This window comes from Streptomyces sp. NPDC001787 (genome assembly GCF_040297465.1).
In the GTDB taxonomy this organism is placed as follows: Bacteria; Actinomycetota; Actinomycetes; order Streptomycetales; family Streptomycetaceae; genus Streptomyces.
Genome location: NZ_JBEOZE010000011.1, coordinates 123,605 through 146,727, shown reverse-complemented (window position 1 = coordinate 146,727; position 23,123 = coordinate 123,605). Strand labels below are relative to the sequence as shown.

At 72.5% G+C, this 23,123-nt stretch carries 11 protein-coding genes; 9 read left to right on the top strand and 2 right to left on the bottom strand.

What is annotated here, in order from left to right:
* Positions 1–253 precede the first annotated feature (253 nt).
* The 5 genes from ABT170_RS17895 (at position 254) to ABT170_RS17875 (ending at position 12,702) form a co-directional block, all read left to right on the top strand.
* Positions 254–1,510 carry an MFS transporter gene (locus ABT170_RS17895; RefSeq protein ID WP_443034387.1) on the top strand — a complete coding sequence of 419 codons (1,257 nt, stop codon included), beginning with the start codon at positions 254–256 and terminating at the stop codon, positions 1,508–1,510.
* The gene (locus ABT170_RS17890; RefSeq protein ID WP_351868372.1) at positions 1,455–4,706 is read left to right on the top strand and encodes a type I polyketide synthase; all 3,252 of its coding nucleotides are present in this window, start codon (positions 1,455–1,457) and stop codon (positions 4,704–4,706) included. Before ABT170_RS17895 ends, ABT170_RS17890 begins: the two co-directional genes overlap by 56 nt.
* Entirely contained in the window at positions 4,703–10,615 is a 5,913-nt protein-coding gene (locus ABT170_RS17885; protein WP_351868370.1) for a MupA/Atu3671 family FMN-dependent luciferase-like monooxygenase, read from the top strand. Before ABT170_RS17890 ends, ABT170_RS17885 begins: the two co-directional genes overlap by 4 nt.
* Positions 10,612–11,913: a M18 family aminopeptidase gene (locus ABT170_RS17880; RefSeq protein WP_351868367.1), complete on the top strand. Its 1,302-nt coding sequence runs from the start codon at positions 10,612–10,614 to the stop codon at positions 11,911–11,913. The genes ABT170_RS17885 and ABT170_RS17880 overlap by 4 nt, the downstream gene beginning before the upstream one ends.
* Before the next feature lie 66 nt (positions 11,914–11,979).
* The gene (locus ABT170_RS17875; RefSeq protein WP_329946308.1) at positions 11,980–12,702 is read left to right on the top strand and encodes a thioesterase II family protein; all 723 of its coding nucleotides are present in this window, start codon (positions 11,980–11,982) and stop codon (positions 12,700–12,702) included.
* 113 nt (positions 12,703–12,815) lie between these two features.
* On the opposite strand, the gene ABT170_RS17870 is transcribed toward ABT170_RS17875, so the two are convergent.
* The gene (locus tag ABT170_RS17870) at positions 12,816–14,351 is read right to left on the bottom strand and encodes a ricin-type beta-trefoil lectin domain protein (protein WP_329946309.1); all 1,536 of its coding nucleotides are present in this window, start codon (positions 14,349–14,351) and stop codon (positions 12,816–12,818) included.
* A 106-nt stretch (positions 14,352–14,457) separates the two neighbouring features.
* Here ABT170_RS17870 and ABT170_RS17865 point away from each other — a divergent pair, with 106 nt between their 5' ends.
* From ABT170_RS17865 to ABT170_RS17850, 4 genes are all read left to right on the top strand, one after another.
* Complete coding sequence (locus ABT170_RS17865; RefSeq protein ID WP_329946310.1) at positions 14,458–15,861, top strand: class II fumarate hydratase; 1,404 nt, start codon at positions 14,458–14,460, stop codon at positions 15,859–15,861.
* Positions 15,862–16,005: 144 nt separating this feature from the next.
* On the top strand, positions 16,006–16,692 hold the full coding sequence (gene fomD, locus ABT170_RS17860) for a cytidylyl-2-hydroxypropylphosphonate hydrolase (protein WP_266923344.1): 687 nt from the start codon (positions 16,006–16,008) through the stop codon (positions 16,690–16,692).
* Between the two features lie 370 nt (positions 16,693–17,062).
* Positions 17,063–18,994, top strand: coding sequence for a SpoIIE family protein phosphatase (locus ABT170_RS17855; protein WP_329946311.1), 1,932 nt, complete (start codon positions 17,063–17,065; stop codon positions 18,992–18,994).
* Positions 18,995–19,182: 188 nt separating this feature from the next.
* On the top strand, positions 19,183–20,646 hold the full coding sequence (locus tag ABT170_RS17850) for a catalase (protein WP_351868362.1): 1,464 nt from the start codon (positions 19,183–19,185) through the stop codon (positions 20,644–20,646).
* Between the two features lie 84 nt (positions 20,647–20,730).
* Here the strand turns inward: ABT170_RS17850 and ABT170_RS17845 are convergent, their stop codons facing one another.
* The gene (locus ABT170_RS17845; RefSeq protein ID WP_351868359.1) at positions 20,731–22,965 is read right to left on the bottom strand and encodes a transglycosylase domain-containing protein; all 2,235 of its coding nucleotides are present in this window, start codon (positions 22,963–22,965) and stop codon (positions 20,731–20,733) included.
* Positions 22,966–23,123 lie beyond the last annotated feature (158 nt).

Sequence of the window (23,123 nt, the reverse complement as noted above, 5' to 3'; positions counted from 1 at the left end):
CTTTGTACAAACGGGGCGACATCGGTGAGCGCCGCGGCTGGACGAGTATGTGCGGGTGACGCCCGGTATCAACGGCACCGACAGCCAATCGAACAGTCCATCGGAGAACGAGGCGGGCAGCGAAGCGGACGGAAAAACGGACATCGGTACGCGGATCGTGGCCGAAAGCGCACGCGGCACGGCCCGTTCCGAGCGGCGTTATCGATTCCTGGTCGCCGGTTACGCGGTCTCTTCGTACGGCACGTTCCTGAATATGGTGGCGCTCAATCTCTTCGTCTATGAGACGACGGGCAGAGCACTCGCCATGGGCCTGTTCATGGCCGTACGTCTGGCTTCCGGATTTGTCGCCGGACTGGTCGCGGGCGGGCTGCTCGCCCGTTTTACGGCGAAAAGCGTCATGCTGTGGACGAATGTCGCGCAGGCGGCGGTGATGCTGCTGCTCATCGTGGCTCCGGGCGGTCTGCGGACGGCCTCGCTGATGGCCGTCTCGGTGGTGATCGGCGCGTGCGGGACGCTGTTCATGGTCTCGTTGCGCAGCTCGATCCCGGAGATGGTCCGCGAGGACCGCCGGCCGTGGGCGAACTCCCTGTCGATCACGGGACGTTCGCTGGCGATGGTGGCGGGCTTCGCCTCGGCGGGTGTGGTGGTGTCCCTGGTCGGGTACACCGCGGCGTTCGTGGTCGACATGGCGACCTTCGTGGCCTGTGCGGTGACGGTGGCCCTGCTGCCGATCGCGGGGGGCGGCAGGGGCGCGGGTGCCGCACCGGATCCGGAGGGGGATGCCGAAGGACGCGCGGACGGGGAGACGGCGGGAGGGCCCGGCGAGGCCGCGGCGGCCCGGAAGCCGGGGCGGCGGATGCCCGTCGCCGTGCTGGCGCTGGCCGCCGCGCCCGGTATGGGGCTGATGGTGGCGCTGCGCGGGGTGGACGCGTTCGGTTCGTCCTCCCACAACGCGGCGCTGCCGGTCTACTCCACCGAGCTGGACGCGTCCAACCCCGCGGTGTTCGTCTCCGCCTTCTGGTGTGTGTGGGCGGTCGGCAACATCGCCGCGCAGCAGGTGATCCAGCGGTACGCGAAGCGCGCCGGGCGCTCCGTGGGCGCCCTCGGCTTCGGCTACGGGACCATCGTGATGTCCGCGGCCTTCATCCTGGCCTTCGCGGGGTTCCCGCTGGGCGTGACGGCGGTGATCGCGCTGGTCGCGGGCGCCGCGGACGGGCTCACCGAGGTGTCGTACACCTCGCATCTGCAGACTCTTCCGACCGCCTTGCGCGGTCATGCCTTCGGGCTCTCCGCCACGTTCGAGAACCTCGGCTTCGGGGTCGGCATGATCCTCGTGGCCGCCGCCCTCGACCGGTACACCTCCTTCACCGTGGTCGCGTGGTCCCATGGGGCTGCCATCGTGGTCGCCCTGGCATTCCTGCTGCGGGTGGCGGGGCTGCGGAGGGGAGAGGCAGTTGAAGGAGAACCGCATCGCGGTGATCGGGACGGCGCTGAGGTTTCCCGGAGCTGACAGCACGGAGTCGTACTGGCGCGACATCCGCGCCGGTGTGAGCCGGGTACGCCGTTTCACCGACGCCGAGTTCGCGGCGGCGGGGGTGCCGGAGTCGGAGTACGGCGCCCCCGGGTACGTCGGCGCGAGCGCGCTGCTGGATTCCGTGGACGGCTTCGACGCCGCCTTCTTCGGGATGAGCGGGCGGGAGGCCGCGCTCACCGATCCGCAGCAGCGGCTGTTCCTGGAGTGCTGCTTCCACGCGCTGGAGGACGGCGGGTACGCGCGGCCGGCCGAAGCGGTACGGATCGGGGTGTACGGGAGCGCGGGCTACCGGCTGTACTCGCTGCACAGTTATCTCGCGGAGAATCTGGGCGAGGAATCCCGCTCCGGCGACTGGACGACCGTCAAGCAGGTACAGGTCGGCAACTACCCGGATTTCACCGCGAACCGGGCAGCGTACCGGCTCGGGCTGACCGGTCCCGCGGTGAACGTGGCGACGGCCTGTTCGAGCGCGCTGGTCTCCGTGCACCTGGCCTGCCAGGCGCTGCGGGCCGGGGACGCGGAGCTGATGCTGGTGGGCTCCTCGGCCCTGCATCTGCCGCAGGTCACCGGGCACCTCCCGGTGAAGGGTTCCACGCTCTCCCCCACCGGTACGGTCCGGGCGTTCGACGCGGACGCGGACGGCACGGTGGGCGGCAACGGGGTCGCCGCCGTCCTGCTGAAGCCGCTGGAGCGCGCGCTGGCCGACGGGGACACCGTGCGCGCCGTGATCCTGGGGTCGGCCGTCACCAATGACGGGGCGGACAAGGCGGGGTTCGCCGCGCCGGGCGTCGCCGGGCAGCGCGACGCCGTGCTCGGGGCGCTGCGCGCGGCCGGGGTGTCCGCGGAGTCGGTCGGCTATCTGGAGGCGCACGGTACGGGCACGCTCAAGGGCGACCCCATCGAGTTCGCCGCCCTGACGGAGGCGTTCCGCCGGTACACCGACCGGACCGGGTTCTGCGCGCTGGGCTCCACCAAGCCCGCCATCGGTCATCTGGACAGCGCGGCCGGGCTCGCCGGGCTGATCAAGGCGATCGAGGTGCTGCGGCACGGAATCGTCCCTCCGCTGGTGAACTTCTCCCGCCCCAACCCGGCGCTGGCGGTGGGGACGAGCCCTTTCGTCCTGCCGGACCGCGAGCTGGACTGGCCGGTGGGCGGAGTGCGGCGAGCCGGTGTGCACTCGATCGGCATGGGCGGTACCAATGCGCACGTGATCATGGAAGAGGCGCCCGACGCGCCCCGGCGTACGGAGCGGACGCCCCGGCGTGCCGAGGGGGCGTCCCCGCGTGCCGCGGAGGCGCCCCCGGTCTCCCCGCCGGTGCCCGCGCTGCTTCCGGTGTCCGCCGCGAGCGCGTCCGCGCTCGTGGCGTACGCCCGCTCACTGCGTGACCATCTCGTCCGCCACCCGGAGACCGCCCCCGCCGATCTGCTGGTCACCACCGCGCTGGGACGACGGCTGCTGCCGCACCGGCTGGTCGTCACGGCGGCGGACCCGGTGGCGGGGCTCGACGCGTTCCTGCGCGACGGCACGACGGGCGACAGGAGCACGGCGGGGACAGCGGACGGCGCGGGGGCAAGCGGGACGTATGTGACGGGTGTGGTGGATGAGGGTGGCGGCGCGGTGGCACCGGTCTTCCTGTTCAGCGGGCAGGGCAGCACCCGCCCCGGCATGGGCGCCGAACTGGCGGCGCGCTTCCCGGTGGTGGCCGCGACACTCGCCCTCTGCGCCCGGCTGTACGAGGAGGAGACCGGTCACCGCGACTTCCTGGCACGGGTCGTGGACGGCCGGGGGCCGGACCGCTGGGACACGGCCTTCGCGCAGCCCGCGCTCTTCGCCCTCCAGATCGCGCAGGCCCGGCTCTGGGAACGGCTCGGCGTCACTCCGGCGCGGGTCGCCGGACACAGCGTCGGCGAGTACGCCGCGCTGTGCGTGGCCGGGGCGATGGACGTCGAGGACGCGATGCGGCTGGTGTGCCGGCGCGGCCGGCTGATGCGGGACGCGGTGGCGCCCGGGGCCATGCTCGCCGCCTTCGTGACACGGGAGCGGGTGCGGGAGCTGCTGGCCGGGGTCGACGGCCTGGAACTCGCCGCGGTCAACGGCGCCGCCCTGCATGTCCTCGCCGGCCCCCCGGCGGCGGTCGCGGCGGCACGGTCCCTGCTGGCGGAACGGGGCGAGGCCCACGAGCCGCTGGCCCTGGACCGGGCCTTCCACACCGCACTGCTGGACCCGGTCCTCGACGAGCTCCGGGCCCTCGTCGACAGGACGGAACTCCGCCCGCTGCGCACGGAGTTCGTCAGCGGACTCGACGGTGCCGCACGGCCGGCCGGGTGGCTGCCCGACGCCGATCACCTGGTCCGGCAGGCCCGGAGACCGGTCGACTTCGCCGCCGTACTGGCCACCCTCGGCGACGCCCCCGTCCTGCTGGAACTGGGGCCCTCCGCCACGCTGACCGGGCTGGCCCGCCGGGCCCTGCCGGACGCCGTGCGGGTGTCGACCCGGCAGTGGGAGCACGCGGTGGCCCGGCTCCACTGCGCGGGAGCGGCCGTCGACTGGACGGCGCTGCTTGCCGGGAGCGGCGGCCGGCGGGTGCCGCTGCCGACGTACCCGTTCCGGCACCAGTCGTACTGGGCGGGCCCGGAGCCGGTCCGCCTCCCCGCGCCCCCGCAGCACATATCCGCACGCACGACGGAGGATGGCATGACCGAACAGGCCGTACTGGACCGGGTGCTGGAACTGGCCGCCCGCCACCTGGGCCACCGCCCCTCGGCGGCCGACGCCGACCGCACGTTCGTGGCGATGGGCGCGGACTCGCTCCAGCTGATCGGCATGGTCCGCCAGTTGGAGGCGGAGTTCGGCGTGGAGCTGGCCATGCGGGAGATCCTGGAGGAGGCCGGTACCCCGAGGCTGACGGCCCGGCTGATGGCGAGCCGCATGGAGAACGGCCCGGCGGAGGAGCCGCCGGAGGAATCGGTGCGCGAGCCGATACCCGTGCGGACTCCGGTGCCGGCGCCCGTGACCGCCGCGGACCGGGAGCCCGCCCTCGCCACCCGCGCCGAGGTCGAGGAGCTGTCCCGCCAGATACGCCTGCTGGCCGAGACCCAGGCCGCGATGCTGACCCAGCTGTCCGACGCGGTCGCCCTGCTGACCGGCCGCACCGAGGTGGCGGACCGATGAGCGCCCCGCACACCGGCGGCCGGGACACGACGGCCGCCGCGGTGGACAGGGCCGCGGAGCTCTCCCGGCAGCTGACCCGGCAGCTCAAGGCCGCCGCAGAGGACCGCGCCCGGCGGACGCCGTCACAGACACCCCGGCGGACGCCGTCGCAGGCAGCCCGGCCCACGCCCGAGCGACGTCCCACGCCCGCCCGACAGCCCACGCCCGCCCATGAGCAACCGTGGCGGGAGAGCCCCCCGCCCCCGGCGGCCCCGTCCCACGGCCCCCGCCTCGTCGTCGACGCGGCGGGCGGGATGGCCGGAGCCGGCCGGGCCGATGCCGCTCGGCGGGCCCACACCGACTCGCTCGTCCGCAGGTTCACCGAGCGGACCCGCACCTCCAAGCGGCTCGCCCAGCAGCACCGTTCCGTACTCGCGGACAGCCGGGCCGTCGTGGGGTTCCGCGACGCCACCAAGGAGATGCTGTACCCGATAGCCGCGCGTGCGGCGCACGGCTCCCGGCTCACCGATGTCGACGGCAATGACTACACCGACATCACCATGGGCTTCGGCGCCCTGCTCTTCGGTCATGAACCGGAGTTCGTCACCGAGGCCGTGCGGCGCCATCTCTCCCAGGGCCTCCGCTTCGGCCCCCGCTCCCCCGACACCGGCGAGGCCGCGGCGCTGCTCGCCGGGCTGACGGGGATGGAGCGGGTGGCCTTCGCCGCGTCCGGTACGGAGGCGAACTCGGCGGCCGTACGGCTGGCCCGCGCCGCGACCGGCCGCGACAAGATCGTCATGTTCCGGGGCTCGTACCACGGGCACATCGACTCCGTGCTCGGCCGCCCCGGCGGTCCGGACCGGCACGCCGTCCCCGTCTCGCGCGGCATCCCGGCGAGCGCCGTCGCCGACCTGATCGTGCTGGAGTACGGGGACCAGGAGTCCCTCGACACCATCGACGCGCTGGGCGACCGCATCGCCGCCGTCCTCGTCGAACCCGTCCAGTGCCGGAATCCCGGCCTGCGGCCGGTGGACTTCCTGCGCTCCCTGCGCGAACTGACCGCCCGCCGGGGCATCGTGCTGCTCTTCGACGAGATGCTGACCGGACTGCGCCCGCACCCGCGCGGCGCCCAGGACCACTTCGGTGTCGTCCCCGACCTCGCCACGTACGGGAAGGCGCTCGGCAGCGGCTTCCCCATCGGGGCGGTGGCGGGGCGGGCCGATCTGCTCGACGGGGTCGACGGCGGTTTCTGGCAGTACGGGGACGGCAGCCGGCCCCCTCGGGAGACCACCTTCATCGGCGGCACGTATATGCAGCACCCGCTCTCGATGGCGGCGGCGAGAGCGGTGCTCACTCATCTCAGGGACCGGGGGCCGGGGCTCCAGGAGGGGCTCAACGCCCGCACGACGGCCCTCGCCGGACAGCTCAACGCCTTCTTCCGGGACGAGGAGTTCCCGCTGGAACTGGCCCACTTCGGCTCGATGTTCCGCTTCACCCACCGCGCCGACATGGAACTCCTCTACCACCACCTCCAGCTGCGCGGGGTGTACGTCTGGGAGTGGCGCAGCTTCTACCTCTCCACCGCGCACACCGACGAGGACGTGGCGGCGGTGGCGGACGCGGTGAAGGGGTCGCTCCGCGAACTGCGCGAGGGCGGCTTCTTCCCCCGTACGGCACCCGCGGCGAAGCCCGTGCGCCCGCCGGTACGGACGGTGCGCCCCGCCCCCGACTTCGGGGTGTACTTCTTCGGCGACCACCCGGAGAGCGACCACTCGCAGGGCGGCCGTCCGGAGAACGCCGGCCCCGCCGCGGACGGCCCGGACACCGCGTCCGCCGCCGCCCAGGCGTACGAGACGGTCTTCGAGACCGCCCGCTTCGCCGACGAGCACGGCTTCTCCTCGCTCTGGCTGCCCGAGCGGCACTTCCACTCCTTCGGCGGTCTCTTCCCGAACCCCGCCGTCCTGGCCGCCGCCCTCGCCCGTGAGACCGGCCGGATCCGGATCAACGCGGGCTCCGTCGTCCTGCCGCTGCACGATCCGGTGCGGGTGGCGGAGGAGTGGTCGGTCGTCGACAACCTCTCCGGCGGCCGGGTCGGCATCGGGTGCGCCACCGGCTGGCACGCCCAGGACTTCGCGCTGCACCCCGACCGGTTCGCCGACCGCCGCGAGATCGCCTTCGCCCATCTGGACGAGGTCCGCGCGCTGTGGCGCGGGGAGGCCGTCCGGCGGCGTACGGGCGAGGGCGCCGAGACCGGCGTACGCATCCAGCCGCGTCCGGTGCAGGAGGAGCCGCCGATGTTCCTCGCCACCTCCGGGCGGCGTTCCTCGTACGGGGAGGCGGCCCGGCGCGGGCTCGGTGTCGTCACCCATCTGATGAGCCAGACCGTGGAGGAGCTGGCCGCGGACATCGCGTACTACCGGCAGGTCCGCGCGGAGTGCGGGCTGGATCCGGAGACCGGCCGGGTGACCGTCCTGGTGCACACGTACCTCGGTACGGATCACGAGGCCGCGCGGGCCGAGGCGCTGGAGCCGATGGTCCGCTATCTGCGCTCGTCGCTGCTGATGCGGTCGGCCGCCACGGCGCTGGGCCGCAGCCCTCGGGATGTCGCGGAGTCGAGCGAGGAGGACCTCGACTATCTGTTCCGCCGGGCCTACGACCGGTACTGCGACCAGCGGGCACTGATCGGTTCGCCGGAGGGTGTCGCGCCGCTCGTCGACGCGCTGCACCGGGCGGGCGTCGACGAGATCGCCGCGCTCGTCGACTTCGGGATGAGCGCGGAACAGCTGCGGGCGGGGCTCGGTCAGCTGGACCTGCTGCGCCGCCGCACCCAGGAGCGGGCGCACACGAGCACCGCGCCCGCCACCGCCGCGCAGCGCCGGCTCTGGCTGTCCTCCCGGCTGCTCGGCGACCGTGCCGCGTACAACGAGACCCAGGCGGTACGGCTGCGCGGGCCGCTGGACGAAGCGGCGATGCGCACCGCCGTGGACGGGCTGGTGGAACGGCACGCGGGGCTGCGGACCGTGTTCCGGGCCGGGCGGGGCGACGGACCGGGCGAGGAGTCCGTCATGCAGGTCGTCCGGTCCGGGCAGCGCGTTCCGCTCCGGATCACCGATGCCCAGGGGCAGCTGCCCGACGCGGCGATCGGGGCGGTGCTCTCCGAGGAGAGCACCCGTGCCTACGACCTGGCCGAGGGGCCGCTGTTCACTCCCCGGCTGCTCAGACTGGCCGACGACGACCATGTACTGGTCTTCGGGCTGCACCACATCATCACGGACGCGCACTCGGCCCAACTGCTCGCGGCGGACCTCCAGAACCTGTACCGGGCGGCGGCCGAGGGCCGGCCGGCCGTGTTCGACAGGCCCGCCGGGACGGCTCTCGGGGCCCCCGAACCCCCCTGCACCGACGCCGATCTGGCCTGGTGGCGTACGCGGCTGGGCGAGCGGCCCCCCGTACTGGAGCTGCCCACGGACCGGCCGCGCGGGCGCCGGGTGGCGGGGCGCGGCGGGGCGGAGACCCGCACGCTGGACCGGGAGCGGGCGGATCTGCTCCGGGAGTGGAGCGGGGAGCGGGGGGTCACCCTGTTCGCCACGCTGTGCACGGCCTGGCACCTGGTGCTGCGCCGGCGTTCGGGGCAGGACGAGTTCCTGCTCGGCACGACGTTCGGGCGGCGCCTGCCGGAGACGCTGGACACGGTCGGCTTCCATGTGGCGCTGCTGCCGTTGCGGCTGACGGCGACGGACGCGACACCGGTGCCGGAGGCCGTACGGGCCACGGGGCGCGCCCTGTTCGAGGCGGACGCGCACAGCCGGGTGGACCTCGACGCCCTGCTCGCCGCCGTCCGTCCGGCCGCGGCGGGTCCGCGACCGCTGATCACGGTGTCGATCGACCTGGGGACCGCGCCGCTCACCGGCATCGAGCTGCCCGGTCTGCGGGCGGAGGAGGTGGCGGCCGGGACGGAGTCGGCGCCGCTGGAACTGGCCCTGATGGTCACCCGCACGGCGTCGGGGAGCCTGCGGCTGCGGCTGCGCTACGACGCGGACCTGTTCGACGCGGGGACGGCGCGCGGGTATCTCGCGGAACTGGACGACGCCCTGCGGACGATGACCGACGCGCGGGACCCGGAGGGGCCGGGGGTTCCCGGGGAGCGGGAGGTTCCCGAGGAGCGGGGGGAGACCGGTGGCGGCGGGGCACCCGGCACCGCGGCCGTTCTGCGGGAGGTCTGGGAGTCGGTGCTCGATGTGCGCGGCTTCCCCGACGACGCCAACTTCTTCGACCTCGGCGGCAACTCCATCGCCGCGATCCGGCTGGTGAACCGGGTGCGCGACACCCTCGGCGTCGACTACCCGCTGGCGGACTTCTTCTCCGAGGCGACCCTGCGGGCCATGACGGAGCAGTTGACGGGCGGGCCCGCCGGGCCGCCGCGGGACGGGCCGGGCGCGGCGCCCGGGGACCGGCCGGGCGAGGCGCCGGAGGAGACGGTCCTGGACCGCGCTCCCGTGAGCGACCAGCAGGCGCGGATGATCGCCGGTCACCGTGCCGTCCCGCACCCCGAGGTGTGGAACGTACCGACCCGGATCACGTTCACCGGCCCCCTGGACCCGGAGGCGCTGCGGTCCGCGCTGGCCGGGGTGACCGCCCGGCACGACTCGCTGCGGACCCGTTTCGTCCCGGAGGGGAACGCTGCGGACGGGCCCTGGTGGCAGGAGGTCCTCGCGCCGGTTCCACTCGTGCTGCCGGTGGAGGACCTCACCGGACTGCCGCCCGCCGAACGGGAGCCGCGGGCCGAGGCGTTGTGCCGGGAGACCGCCGCGAGCGCCTTCGACCTGGGCCGGTCCGTGCTGCCCAGGCTGCGGCTGCTGCGTGTCGAGGAGGACCGCTGGGCGCTGATGTTCGTGCTGCACCACATCAGCGCCGACGGCTGGTCCCTGTCGCTGCTGCTCGCCGAGATCGCCGAGCTGTACACCGCGGCGGCGGCGGGCGTCCCGCACGCGCTCCCGGAACCGGCCCTGCAGGCCCCGGAGTACGCCCGCCGGCAGCGTGCCGAGCACGACCCGCAGACCGAGGCGGCCAGGGCCGCGTACTGTGCCGCGTACCTGGAGGGGGTGCCGGCCTCCGTTCCCGTGCCCACCGACCGTCCCCGCCCGAAGAAGCTGAGCGGGCACGGGGACACGATCCGCGGGGTCGCGTCGGGCGAGGTGAGGGCGGCGGTGGAGGAGTTCGCGAGTTCCCGGCACACCACACCGTTCGCGGTCGCCGCGGCGGCCCTCGGGGTGTTCCTGACGAGGCTGTCGGGGGAGCCGGACATCCTGCTGAGCGTGCCGTACGCCAATCGCCGGGGCACCGAGTCCGAGTCGCTCGTCGCGATGACGTCGACCGCCGTGATGGTTCGCGTACGACTGGATTCAGCCAATCTCGCGGAGAGCTGCGCGGAGTTCGCCGCCCGCACCGGCGCGGGCGCGATGGGCGCCATGGCACATGTCCTGCCGACCGCGCGGATCATGCAGGCGATGCGGGACGCGGGCGCGGACGGCGTCCCGGACCGGGTGCCGCACGTCCTGGCGTTCCAGAACTCCGTCGACACGGACATCGAGATCCCCGGTCTCGGGGTCGAGGTGGCCGATCTGGCACCGCCTCTTTCCCGCAGTGAGCTGTGCTTCGGGCTTGCGCCGCGCCGGGACCCTGCGATGGGTTATCGAACGTTCCTGGAGTTCTCCTCGGACCTCTGGAACCGGGAGACCGCCGAGGAACTGCTCACCTCGTACACCGGACTGCTCGCGGAGTTCTGTGCCCGGCCCGACCGGCCGGTCCGCGAACTGCTCGGACCACCCGGCGAGGCCACCGACGCGTTGACCGACGTACCGACCGAAGCATCCGCAGCACCCTCACCCCCGCAGTCACTGCCGAACACCGGAAAGGCGGACGCCGTATGACGCCGGCCACCCACCGCAGCCACACCGACGACCTGCTCTCCTTCATCGCGGCCAGCCCCTCGCCGTACCACGTGGTGGCGAGCGCCGCCCAGCGCCTGGAGAAGGCCGGCTTCCGCGAGCTGCGCGGGACGGACGACTGGACCGGGGCGACCGGCGGCTGCTTCGTCATCCGCGCCGGTGCGCTGATCGCCTGGTACGTCCCCGAGGGCGCGCCGGCCCACACCCCGTTCCGGATCGTCGGCACCCACACCGATTCGCCGAACCTGCGGATCAAGCCGTCGCCCGACACCGGGACGGCGGGCTGGCGCCAGATCGGCGTGGAGATCTACGGCGGTGTCCCGCTCAACACCTGGCTCGACCGTGACCTGGGCATCTCCGGCCGGCTCGCCCTGCGCGGCCCGGACGGCACCCCGCGCAACCGGCTCGTCCAGATCGACGAACCACTGCTGCGCGTACCCCAGCTGGCCATCCATCTGGACCGTTCGGTCAACGAGGGTGTGGCGCTCGACCGCCAGCGGCACCTCGCCCCGATCTGGGCGCTCGGTGATCCCCAGGAGGGCGCGCTGCTGCGCCGGGTGGCGGCTGCCGCCGAGGAGGACCCGGCCGATGTGCTGGGCTGGGACCTGATGCTGCACGACATCCAGCCGCCCGGATATCTGGGCGTCGACCGGGAGTTCGTGGTGGCGTCCCGGCTGGACAACCAGATCTCGGTGCACGCGGGGGTCACGGCGCTGGTCGGTGCGGCGACCGGCGTCGAGGAGCCGGCCTACGTCCCCGTGCTGGCCGCCTTCGACCACGAGGAGGTCGGCAGCGGTTCGGAGACCGGTGCGCAGAGCCCGCTGCTGGAGCGGGTCCTGTCGCGTTCCGTCTCGGCCCGGGGCGGCAGCGGCGAGGACTGGTCGCGGGCCCTGTCCGGTGCCTTCTGCGTCTCCGCGGACATGGCGCACGCCGTCCACCCCAACTACGCGGAGCGGCACGACCCGGACCACCGGCCGCTGCCCAACGGCGGGCCCACGGTCAAGGTCAATGTGAACCAGCGGTACGCCACCGACAGCACCGGCATCGCGGTGTTCACGGCGGCGTGCGAGCGCGCGGGGGCTCCGTGGCAGCCGTTCGTCTCCAACAACGCGATGCCGTGCGGCACCTCCATCGGCCCGCTCACCGCCGCCCGGCTGGGCGTCACGACGGTCGACGTGGGAGTGCCGGGGCTGTCCATGCACTCGGCGCGCGAACTGTGCGGCGCGGACGACCCGGCGTATCTCGCGGCCATCCTGGGCGCGATCATGGCCGGGGGCTGACCCGGGCCCCTGGACGCGCCGGACGCCCCGTTCGTACCGCCGGACCGGAAGAAGGACCGAGAGACCGTGGAAGAGACCGTCCTGATCTGCCTGCCCTTCGCCGGGGCGGGTCCGTCGTTCTACGCCCCGTGGCAGGCCCTGGCCCCGGCGGGTCTGCGGATCCTCCCGGTGCAGCTGCCGGGCCGTGAGAAACGGTTCGCCGAACCCGCGTACACCTCGGCGGCTCCGGCCGTGGACGACGCGTACGCGCAGGTCACCGCCGCGCTCGGGGCGGGCGGGCCGGTGGCCCTGTTCGGTCACAGCATGGGCGCGGTACTCGCGTACGAGCTGGCGCACCGGATCGAGCAGGCCCCCGGCACGGCGGGCCCGCGGCTGGAGTCCCTGGTGGTCAGCGGGTCCCCCGGCCCGTGGACGGCCAGGACGGACCGGGCGGGCGGTCTGCCGGACGAGGAGTTCGCGGCGCGGGTGAGGAGCTTCGCCGGGTACGCCCATCCGGCGCTGGAGGACCCGGAGATGCGGGAGCTGCTGCTGCCCACGCTCCGGGCCGACGTACGGCTCCACGAGACGTACGTGCCCTCGTCCGACCGCCCGCTGTCGGCGCCCGTCACCTCGGTGCGGGGCCGTACGGACGCGCTGGTCGGGCCGGGCGACGCGGCGCAGTGGTGCCGGGCGACCACGGGTGTGCTGACCGTGGCCGAACTGGACGGCGGGCACATGTATCTGGCCGATCAGCCCGCCGCGCTGCTGAAGCTGGTGGCCGCCGGGCTGCGTACCGCCCAGGACGGCTGAGACCGGCCGTCCGGCCGGCGGGTCAAGGGGTGGCCGCGGCACCGCGGCCACCCCTTCCCCTTCGCTCGGCACGCCTGTGTCCTGCCCGGCGCAGGTGGCCGGGAGGGCCGTCCCTACACGAACCGCTGCTTCGCGCCGCCGTCGCACGCCTGGAGCCTGAGCGGGTCCTTGGCCCCGGACAGGGTCAGGCAGAGCCCGGTCGCCGCGGCCGGGCGGAGGGTGCCCGACTGCTGGACGAACTTCTGGTTGGCCGCGCCCGAGCAGTCCCACACGACGAGCGTGGCACCCGCGTCGTACTTGGCGCCCGGCACGTCCAGGCACCGGTCGTGGCTGAGTTCGGTGCGGACGGTCCGCTCGGTGGAGTCGTACCACCAGCCCTGGTTGCGGCCGTCGTGGCAGTCCCAGCCGCCGATCGCGGTGCCGTTGCGGGTCTCCGAGGCGGGGACGTCCACACAGGTGCCGGTGGCCTCGTTCTTCAGCGGCTTGAAGACGTCGTCCCAGGCGGCGGGCTGGAGCACCGGCCTGCCCGTGCTGCCGGGGTCGGCGCAGCCGGCCTCACGCAGTCCGGAGTTGTAGATCTGGGTGAGGCAGGACGCGAAGGCGCCGTGGCCGGCCGCGTTGGGGTGGAAGGACTGCCGCACCGAGTTCTCGTCCGGTGTGCCCGGCTTGGTGAGGTCGATGTAGAGCCCGCGCGCCCAGGTCTGCTGGGTGCAGACCTCATGGCCGTGGAAGAGCCGGGAGTTGTCGAGGAAGACGGCTCCGGTCGAGGCCGCGGCCTTGCGCATGCCGACCTCGAACGCGGGGACGGCGGTGTTGCGGCCCCAGACCGTGTCGGAGTCGTAGCCGAGACCGCCGCAGACGAGCTTCCCGGGGAAGTCCGGGTTGTCGCGGAAGTCGGGGCCGATCGGGCTCGGGTAGCCCATGACGACCAGCTTGTAGTCGCTGTTGGCGTAGCCCGCGCCCGTCATGACGGTGCGCAGGTCCCGGACCGTCTGCTCGACCTTGGGGACGAGCGCGTCGACGCGCGCCTGCCAGCCACCGGCGTACTTGGGCTCGCAGGGGCCCTGGAGGCTGATGTAGCGCACCACGCAGTCGGTCATGACCGGACCGAACTGGAGGTCGTCGTTGGCCCCGGCCACCAGCACGATCATCTTGATCCGGGTGTTGCGCGCCTTCACGGCGAGGCTGTCGCTCTGGACCAGTTCATCGGCGTACTGCTTGGATCCGCCGATCTTGATGTTCCCGGTATAGGCACCGGAGCACGAGACGTTGTACGTGACGTCCGCCGCGATGCCCGTGCGGTGGATGGCGGCGTCGGGTGACCGGTGGCACCAGTTGTCCGGGCCGTTGGTGCCGGGCTCGTAGGTGCCGACGCCCTCGCCGGAGATCTCGCTGTCGCCCAGCGAGATCAGCCCGGTCTTGCGGTCGGCGAGCGGCCGTTCGGCGGGGCTGCCGTACAGCTGGGTGGCTTCCGCGGCCCGGACGGCTTCCAGTTCGGGCGGGAGAGGGGTGGATGCGGTAGTGGTGGTACGGGACTCGCTCGCGCCTGCCGGTCCGGCGGCGGCCATGCCACCGACGGCCGCCGCGAGGGCCGCGGCTGCCGCGACCGTACAGCGAAGCCCGCGAAGTCTGAGCCTGGTGCGCCTCATTGCGCCTCCTGGTGAGTTGTTACCCCCGGTATTTACTGGTCGGTAGCCGCCAAGGGAATACATAGAACAAGACAAGTGCTCAACTTTTTCAGGAGGTTTACACACCATGGACGATTCGTCAGGCGCCACGGAGTACCGCATCGAGCACGATTCGATGGGTGAGGTGAGGGTCCCGGCGCACGCCAAGTGGCGTGCCCAGACCCAGCGGGCCGTGGAGAACTTCCCGGTCTCCGGACAGCGGCTGGAGCGCGCCCATATCGAGGCCCTGGCCCGGATCAAGGCGGCTGCCGCCAAGGTCAACGCGGAGCTGGGGGTGCTGGACGCGGACATCGCCGGAGCGATCCGGGAGGCGGCGGCGGAGGTCGCCGGGGGCCGGTGGGACGAGCACTTCCCCGTCGATGTGTTCCAGACGGGCTCCGGCACCTCGTCCAACATGAACACCAACGAGGTCATCGCCACGCTCGCCACCGAGCGCCTGGGCCGCGAGGTCCACCCCAACGACCATGTGAACGCCTCGCAGTCGTCCAACGACGTGTTCCCGTCCTCCATCCACATCGCCGCGACCGCCGCCGTCACCGCCGACCTCATCCCGGCACTGGGCCATCTGGTGGACGCCCTGGAGCGGAAATCGGCCGAATTCTCCGAGGTCGTCAAGTCGGGCCGTACGCATCTGATGGACGCCACCCCGGTGACCCTGGGCCAGGAGTTCGGCGGCTACGCGGCCCAGATCCGCTACGGCGTCGAGCGGCTGCGCGCCTCGCTCCCCCGCCTCGCCGAGCTCCCGCTGGGCGGTACGGCGGTGGGAACCGGGATCAACACCCCGCCCGGCTTCTCGGCCGCGGTGATCGCCGAGGTCGCCGCCGCCACCGGGCTGCCGCTCACCGAGGCCCGCGACCACTTCGAGGCCCAGGGCGCCCGGGACGGACTCGTGGAGACCTCCGGCCAGCTGCGGACGATCGCGGTCTCCCTGACCAAGATCTCCAACGACCTGCGCTGGATGGCCTCGGGCCCCCGCACCGGACTGGCCGAGATCAGCCTGCCCGACCTCCAGCCGGGCTCGTCGATCATGCCGGGCAAGGTGAATCCGGTCATCCCGGAGGCGGTGCTGATGGTGGCCGCCCAGGTGACGGGGAACGACACGACGGTCGCCGTCGCGGGCGCCGCGGGCAACTTCGAGCTGAACGTGATGCTGCCCGTCATGGCGAAGAACCTGCTGGAGTCGGTGCGGCTGCTCACCACCGCCTCCCGGCTGCTCGCCGACCGCACGGTCGACGGCATCACCGCGAACGTGGAGCGGGCCCGCGCGTACGCGGAGTCCTCGCCCTCCGTGGTGACCCCGCTGAACAAGTACATCGGTTACGAGGAGGCGGCGAAGGTCGCCAAGAAGTCCCTCAAGGACGGCACCACGATCCGCGAGACGGTGCTGGCCTCGGGCTATGTCGAGCGCGGCGACCTCACTGTCGAGCAGCTCGACGAGGCGCTGGACGTCCTGCGCATGACACGGCCATGACCTCCCGCTGACGCGCCGCCCGCGCGGTACGGCGTACGGCTCGGGCGGTACGCGCCGTACGTGCCCGTACGTGCCGTACCGCGTACCGCCGACGGGTGACGCGTATCGCAGCGGGCGGGCGGACCGCGTCCGTAGGATCCCTCCATGACAGACACGGGAGAGCACTCACGCTGGGCGCCGGGGGACCGGATCCTCTGGCGCTACCGCGACAACGGCCGGGCCCGCGGGGACTCGGCCGCCCGCCCCGTGCACATCTGCCGCCCGGTCACCGTCGTCGAGGACTCCGAGACGCTGCTCGCCGTCTGGATGGCGCCCGGCACCGAGTGCGTGCGGCCGGTCCTCGCCGACGGCACCCCGGTGCAGACCGAGCCCCTCGCCACCCGCTACACCGCGCCGCGCACGACCGCCCGCTCGACCTGGTTCGGCTCGGGGGTGCTGAAGCTCGCCAGGCCCGGTGACCCCTGGTCGGTGTGGCTGTTCTGGGACCGCGGATGGCTCTTCCGCAACTGGTACGTCAACCTGGAGGAGCCCCGTACCCGCTGGGCCGGAGGGGTCGATTCCGAGGATCACTTTCTCGACATCTCCGTGCACCCGGACCGGAGCTGGAAGTGGCTCGACGAGGACGAGTTCGCCCAGGCGCAGCGGGTCGGCCTGATGGACACGGCCACCGCGGGGCGGGTGCGGGCGGCGGGCCGTGCGGCCGTCCAGGTGATCCAGGAGTGGGGCGCCCCGTTCCGCGACGGCTGGGAGGACTGGCGGCCGGACCCGCGGTGGCAGGTTCCGCCGCTGCCGGATGACTGGGACCGCACCCCTGCCCGTATGCCGTCGTGAGACCCTTGGAAGACCCCGGGGGGCCGACCGTAGGATCGTCCCCCTCAGGGGCCCCGCCACCACAACCGGCGGGCATGGCACAGGACCTGACCACAAGTCATCGCGACGGCCGCGCGCACCGTACGGGACACGGACCCGGACGGACCGTACGGCCGCAGGAACCACTACGAGGGGGTGGAGACATGCTCGCTGTCCGCTGCCCCGTCCCTGGAAACGTTGTCAACCGGCCACCGTGCGGACGCTCGGTTTCGGCCCCGCGAATGCGGGCATCCGGTGACAGCCGTTGTTCTTACCGCTCTTGCCGGGGCACAGTAGCGCCCCACGAGGTGACTGCCTCATACAACCGGCCCGGACGGACGGAATCCCACGCGTGACGGAGCACCCCACCTCCCACGAAGGCCGGCAGCCCCTCGCGGCCCGGCCGCAGGAACGCACCCGGCCGCGGCAGCAGGACGCCGCGGCGGGGGCTGCCCCTGCCACCGCCGCGATCCCCGGCCCGGCCGCCGCGCCCGGACCGGGCCCGCGGACCGCCGCCGGCGCGATCCCCGGCCCCTCCACCGTCACCGACCACCAGGCGGTCGCCCGGCGCGAGGGCGACCGGCTGCGCTTCGTGGGCGCCGCCACCCGGCGCATCGCCCGCGGCATAGACCTGGACGAGATCGTGCTGGGGCTGTGCCGGGCCAGCGTGCCGACGTTCTCCGACGCGATCCTGGTCTACCTCCGCGACCCGCTGCCCGTCGGGGACGAGCGGCCGGTCGTCCCGTTCGTCCTGCGGCTGCGCCGCAGCGACCGGCTGCGGCTCACCGACGAGGAGAGCGAGGGCCTCCCGGACACCGAGCGCCTGCGGCTGCCCGTCACCGACCCGCAGGCCGGTCTGCTGCCCGCCGCCGAGCTGTGCGAGGTCCGCCCCGGCGGCGCGCTGGCCGAGGTGCTGCGCGGCGTACGGCCGGTGTTCGGGGACTCCGCCGCCGCCCGCGCGGCGCTGCCCGAACTGCTCGGGGCGGGTCACACCGTGCCCACCGGGCACCGTGCGATCCTCGCCCCGCTGCGCGGCCGGCGCCGGGTGATCGGGGCCGCCGTCTTCCTGCGCGGGACCGAGCGACCGCCGTTCGAGGCCAATGACCTGCTGGTCGCGGCCCAGCTGGCGACCCACACCGCGCTCGGCATCGACAAGGCCGTGCTGTACGGGCGCGAGGCCTATATCGCCGACGAGCTCCAGCGCACCATGCTGCCGGACTCGCTGCCGCAGCCCACCGGGGTCCGGCTCGCCTCCCGCTATCTCCCGGCCGCCGAGACGGCCCGGGTCGGCGGCGACTGGTACGACGCGATCCCGCTGCCCGGCAGCCGGGTCGCCCTGGTCGTCGGTGATGTGATGGGCCACTCGATGACCTCCGCGGCGATCATGGGCCAGCTGCGCACCACCGCGCAGACCCTGGCCGGTCTCGATCTGCCGCCGCAGGAGGTGCTGCACCATCTGGACGAACAGGCGCAGCGGCTCGGCAGCGACCGCATGGCGACCTGCCTGTACGCGGTGTACGACCCGGTCGCTCACCGGATCACCATCGCCAACGCCGGGCACCCGCCGCCCGTCCTGCTGCACCTGGGCGGGCGCGCGGAGGTGCTGCGGGTACCGCCGGGGGCTCCGATCGGGGTCGGCGGTGTCGACTTCGAGGCCGTGGAGCTGGACGCGCCCGCGGGCGCCACACTGCTGCTGTACACCGACGGCCTGGTGGAGTCCCGGCTGCGCGACGTCTGGACGGGCATCGAGCAGCTGCGCGAGCGCCTCGCCGCCACCGCCCAGCTGACCGGCCCCGACCACTCGCCGCCGCTGGAGGCGCTCTGCGACGACGTGCTCGACATGCTCGGCCCGGGTGACCGGGACGACGACATCGCGCTGCTCGCCGCCCGCTTCGACGGGATCGCGCCGAGCGATGTGGCGTACTGGTTCCTGGAACCCGAGGACGCCGCCCCGGGACGGGCCCGCAGGCTGGCCCGCCGGGCGCTCAGCCGGTGGGGCCTGGACGACCTCTCGGACGAGGTCGAGCTGCTCGTGAGCGAGGTCGTCACCAATGCCGTGCGGTACGCGGAGCGGCCGGTGACGCTGCGGCTGCTGCGGACCGACATCCTGCGCTGCGAGGTCGGCGACGACTCCCCGCAGCTGCCGAGGCAGCGCCGCGCCCGCGAGACGGACGAGGGCGGACGCGGTCTGTTCCTGGTGAACCGGCTGGCCAGGCGCTGGGGGGCGACCCGGCTCTCCACGGGCAAGGTGGTCTGGTTCGAGATGGCGACGCGGGGGCAGTAGGACCTGTCCGCATCCTGCGCCGTCCGCCCGGAGGGGCGGGCGGCGCTTCGTGCTGGGGTTCGTGGTTCCGCTGCGGTGACCGGATCACCGCAGCGGACCGAAATGTTGCCGGTCCGGAATCGCCGGAGTTGACTGCATCTGTGAACGAGGCGACCTGACCGATACCCCCCACCGACGGGAGGACGCTCGTGACCGAGGAAACCCCGCAGCTTCCGTACACCACGAACAACGCCGGGATCCCGGTGGAGAGCGACGAACATTCGCTCACCGTCGGATCCGACGGCCCGATCCTGCTCCAGGACCACTACCTCATCGAGAAGATGGCCCAGTTCAACCGTGAACGGGTCCCCGAACGGGTGGTGCACGCCAAGGGCTCCGGCGCGTACGGCACCTTCAAGGTGACGAACGACGTCAGCCAGTTCACCAAGGCGGACCTGTTCCAGCCCGGCAAACAGACCGACATGCTGGCCCGTTTCTCCACGGTCGCCGGTGAGCAGGGCTCCCCCGACACCTGGCGCGACCCGCGCGGCTTCGCACTGAAGTTCTATACCGAGCACGGCAACTACGACATGGTCGGCAACAACACGCCGGTCTTCTTCGTACGCGACCCGATGAAGTTCCAGGACTTCATCCGCTCCCAGAAGCGCCGCCCGGACAGCGCGGTGCGCGACCACGACATGCAGTGGGACTTCTGGTCGCTGTCCCCCGAGAGCGCGCACCAGGTCACCTGGCTGATGGGCGACCGGGGCATCCCGAAGACGTACCGCCACATGAACGGCTACAGCTCGCACACCTATATGTGGGTGAACGCGGGCGGCGAACGGTTCTGGGTGAAGTACCACTTCAAGACCGACCAGGGCATCGAGTTCTACACCCAGGCCGACGCCGACGCGATGGCGGGGACCGACGGCGATGTCCACCGCCGCGACCTGTTCGAGTCGATCGAGCGCGGTGACCACCCGAGCTGGACGCTGAAGGTCCAGGTCATGCCGTTCGACGCGGCCCCGGACTACCGGTTCAACCCCTTCGACCTCACCAAGGTGTGGCCGCAGGGCGACTATCCGCTGATCGAGGTCGGCCGGATGACGCTGAACCAGAATCCCGAGGACTTCTTCGTCCACATCGAGCAGGCGTCCTTCGAGCCGTCGAACCTGGTGCCCGGCATCGGTCCGTCGCCCGACAAGATGCTGCTCGGCCGGCTGTTCTCGTACCCGGACACCCACCGCTACCGGATCGGCCCGAACTACGCCCAGCTGCCGCCCAACCGGCCGCGCTTCGGGCGGAGCTCGTACGCGAAGGACGGCCCGATGCGGTACGAGCCGGCCCGGACGGGTGCGGTGTACGCACCGAACTCGTACGGGGGTCCGGCGGCCGACACCGATCAGTTCGGCGACCCGGCGGGCTGGGCCACGGCGGGCGAGATGGTCCACGAGGCGTACAAGCTGCACAGCGAGGACGACGACTGGGGCCAGCCGGGCACGCTGGTGCGCGAGGTCATGGACGACGCGGCGCGCGAGCGGCTGGTCTCCAACGCCTCCGGCCATCTGCTGGACGGGGTGAGCCGCCCGGTCCTGGACCGTTCGCTCCAGTACTGGCGCAACGTGGACATGGACCTCGGCGACCGGATCGCCAAGAAGGTGAACGGCGGCTGATCCGCCGGGACGGGGAGAGGGGGGGGGGGGGGGGGGGCGGCCCCCCCCCCCCCCCCCCCTCTCCCCGTCCTCACCCGGCGGCCGTCACCGTCCGGGTCGGTCGTTGTTGCTTCCCTGCCCCTCGCCGGGCCTGCCCTCGCCCTCCCCCGGTTCCGTGGGCAGGATCGGCGACTCGGTGGGAGTCGTCGGCGGGGTCGTGGTCGGCGTGGGCGGCGGGGTGGTCGCGCCCGTGGGCGGGCCGCTGGGCGTCCCGGACGGCGACTTCGTCGGCGCCGAGGGGGTCTCCTCGGGCTTCGTGGACTCGGACGGCGTCGAGGAGGGGCTCTCGGTCACGGTCACCTCACCGCGCTCGACGTCCTCCAGGTCGAACTGGGCGTTCGAACCGCCGCCCAGCGCGCCGAGCGTGTAGTCCGCCCAGATCTCCGCCGGGAAGCCGCCTCCGTTGGCCCGGCCGGAGTTGGCCGTGCCGGTCAGGCTGACCTGTCCGCCGCCGTCCTTGGCCGACTCCCCGAAGAGCGCCACGACCGTGGTCAGCTCCGGGGTGTAGCCGGCGAACCAGGCCGACTTGTTGTCCTCCGACGTACCCGTCTTGCCCGCCGCGTCGTACGCGGAGGTGTTGGCCGCCCGGCCGGAACCGGCGTCGACGACCCCGGTGAGCCCGGAGGTCACGGTGTCGGCCGACTTGCGGCTGATCACCTGCTTGCCGATGCCGTCGACCGTCTTCGCCGTGAGGTCGCGGTGCTCCGCGGACTTCACGATGTGCGGGGTGACCTTCTTGCCGTGGTTGTCCAAGGTGGCGTACGCGCCCGCCATGTCCCAGGTCGAGGCGTTCATCGTGCCGAGGGTGATCGCGGGACGCTCGGGGAAGTTCTTGTCCGGCACGCCGAGGCCGAGCGCGGTCCGCTTCACGGCGGCGGGGGTGACATCGACGACCATCTGCGCGAAGACCGAGTTGACCGAGCTGTTCAGGGCCTTCTGGACGGAGATCGGACCGTAGGACCGGTCGTCCTCGTTCTGCGGCTTGAACGGGGTGTCGCTGCCGACGACGGGGCGTCTGCTGGTTCCGTCGTAGACCGTGTTCAGTCCGATCAGATCGCCGTCCTGGGTCTTCGCCCCGTTCTCCAGGGCGGAGGCGAGCACCAGGGGCTTGAAGGTGGAGGCGGGCTGGTAGTCCTGGCGGGTGGCGTTGGATATCCAGTGCTGGGTGGCTCCGACACCGCCGTACAGCGCGACCACGGCGCCGTTCTTCGGGTTCACGGAGGTGGCGCCCGCCTGGACGGTGGCGTCGACCTTGTTCCCCTCGCGGTCGAGCTTGGACTCCAGTTGGTCCTCGACCGACTTCTCCAGCTGCTTCTGGCGCTTCTTGTCGATGTTCAGGGTGAAGGTCCAGCCGCCGGCCTCACGGGCCTCGTCGCTCAGTCCCTGCTTCCGCAGCTCCTGGTTGGCCGCCTCCACGAGGTAGCCGGTCTGCCCCTCCATCCCGGGCGCGGGCTTGGGCTTCTGCGGGACGGGGAACTTCAGCGTGGCGCGCTCGGCGGCGTCGAGCCAGCCCATCTCGACCATGTTGTCCAGGGTGTACTCCCAGCGGTCGGACACCAGACGCTTGCCGGTCTCGCTGGCGACGGCCCAGTCGTACTGGCTGGGCGCCTGGAGCAGCGAGGCGAGGTAGGCGCCCTGGGCGACGTCGAGGTCCTTGGCGTCGACGCCGTAGTACGCCTGCGCGGCGGCCTGGATGCCGCTGGCCCCGCGGCCGTAGTACGCGGTGTTGATGTACCCGGCGAGGATGTATTCCTTGCTCTTCTTCTGGTCGACCTTGAGGGAGATCACGAGTTCCTTGAGCTTGCGGCTCACGGTCGCGTCCTGCGTCAGGTAGTAGTTCTTCACGTACTGCTGGGTGATGGTCGAGCCACCCTGCTTGCCCTTGCCGCTGAGCGTGTTGAACAGGCCGCGGGCGGTGCCCTTCAGGTCGACGCCCTTGTCGTCGTAGAAGGTCTTGTTCTCGGCCGCGGCGAAGGTGTACTGGACCTTCTTCGGTACGACGGCGAGGTCCACGATCTGGCGGTTGACGCCCTTGCCGTCCCGGGCGAGCAGCGTGCCGTCGCTGTACTTGTAGACGTTGCTCTGCCGCTCGGCCATGGCGTTGGCCTCGGGCACGTCCACGTACACGTAGAGCGCCACGAAGGCCCCCATGACCAGCAGGCACAGCCCGAAGAAGGTGCCGAGCAGCTTCTTCCAGGTGAAGAGTCCGCGTATGCCGCCGCTCTTCGCAGCCCGGCGCGGTCCTCGCGCCTGGGCTCGTCGCGCATCCGCTCGACCCATCGGTGTTGCTCCCTGTTTCTCTGCTCGACCAGCTCCGCTCAGCCCAGCCAGCTAACACCGTCGGCGAGAGCGAAAAGCGAGTGATTCGGTCTTTTCCGGACGTGACAATCAGCACCCGTTCCCGTAGGAACCGACTCCCGAGAGGTGCGCAGGGTTGC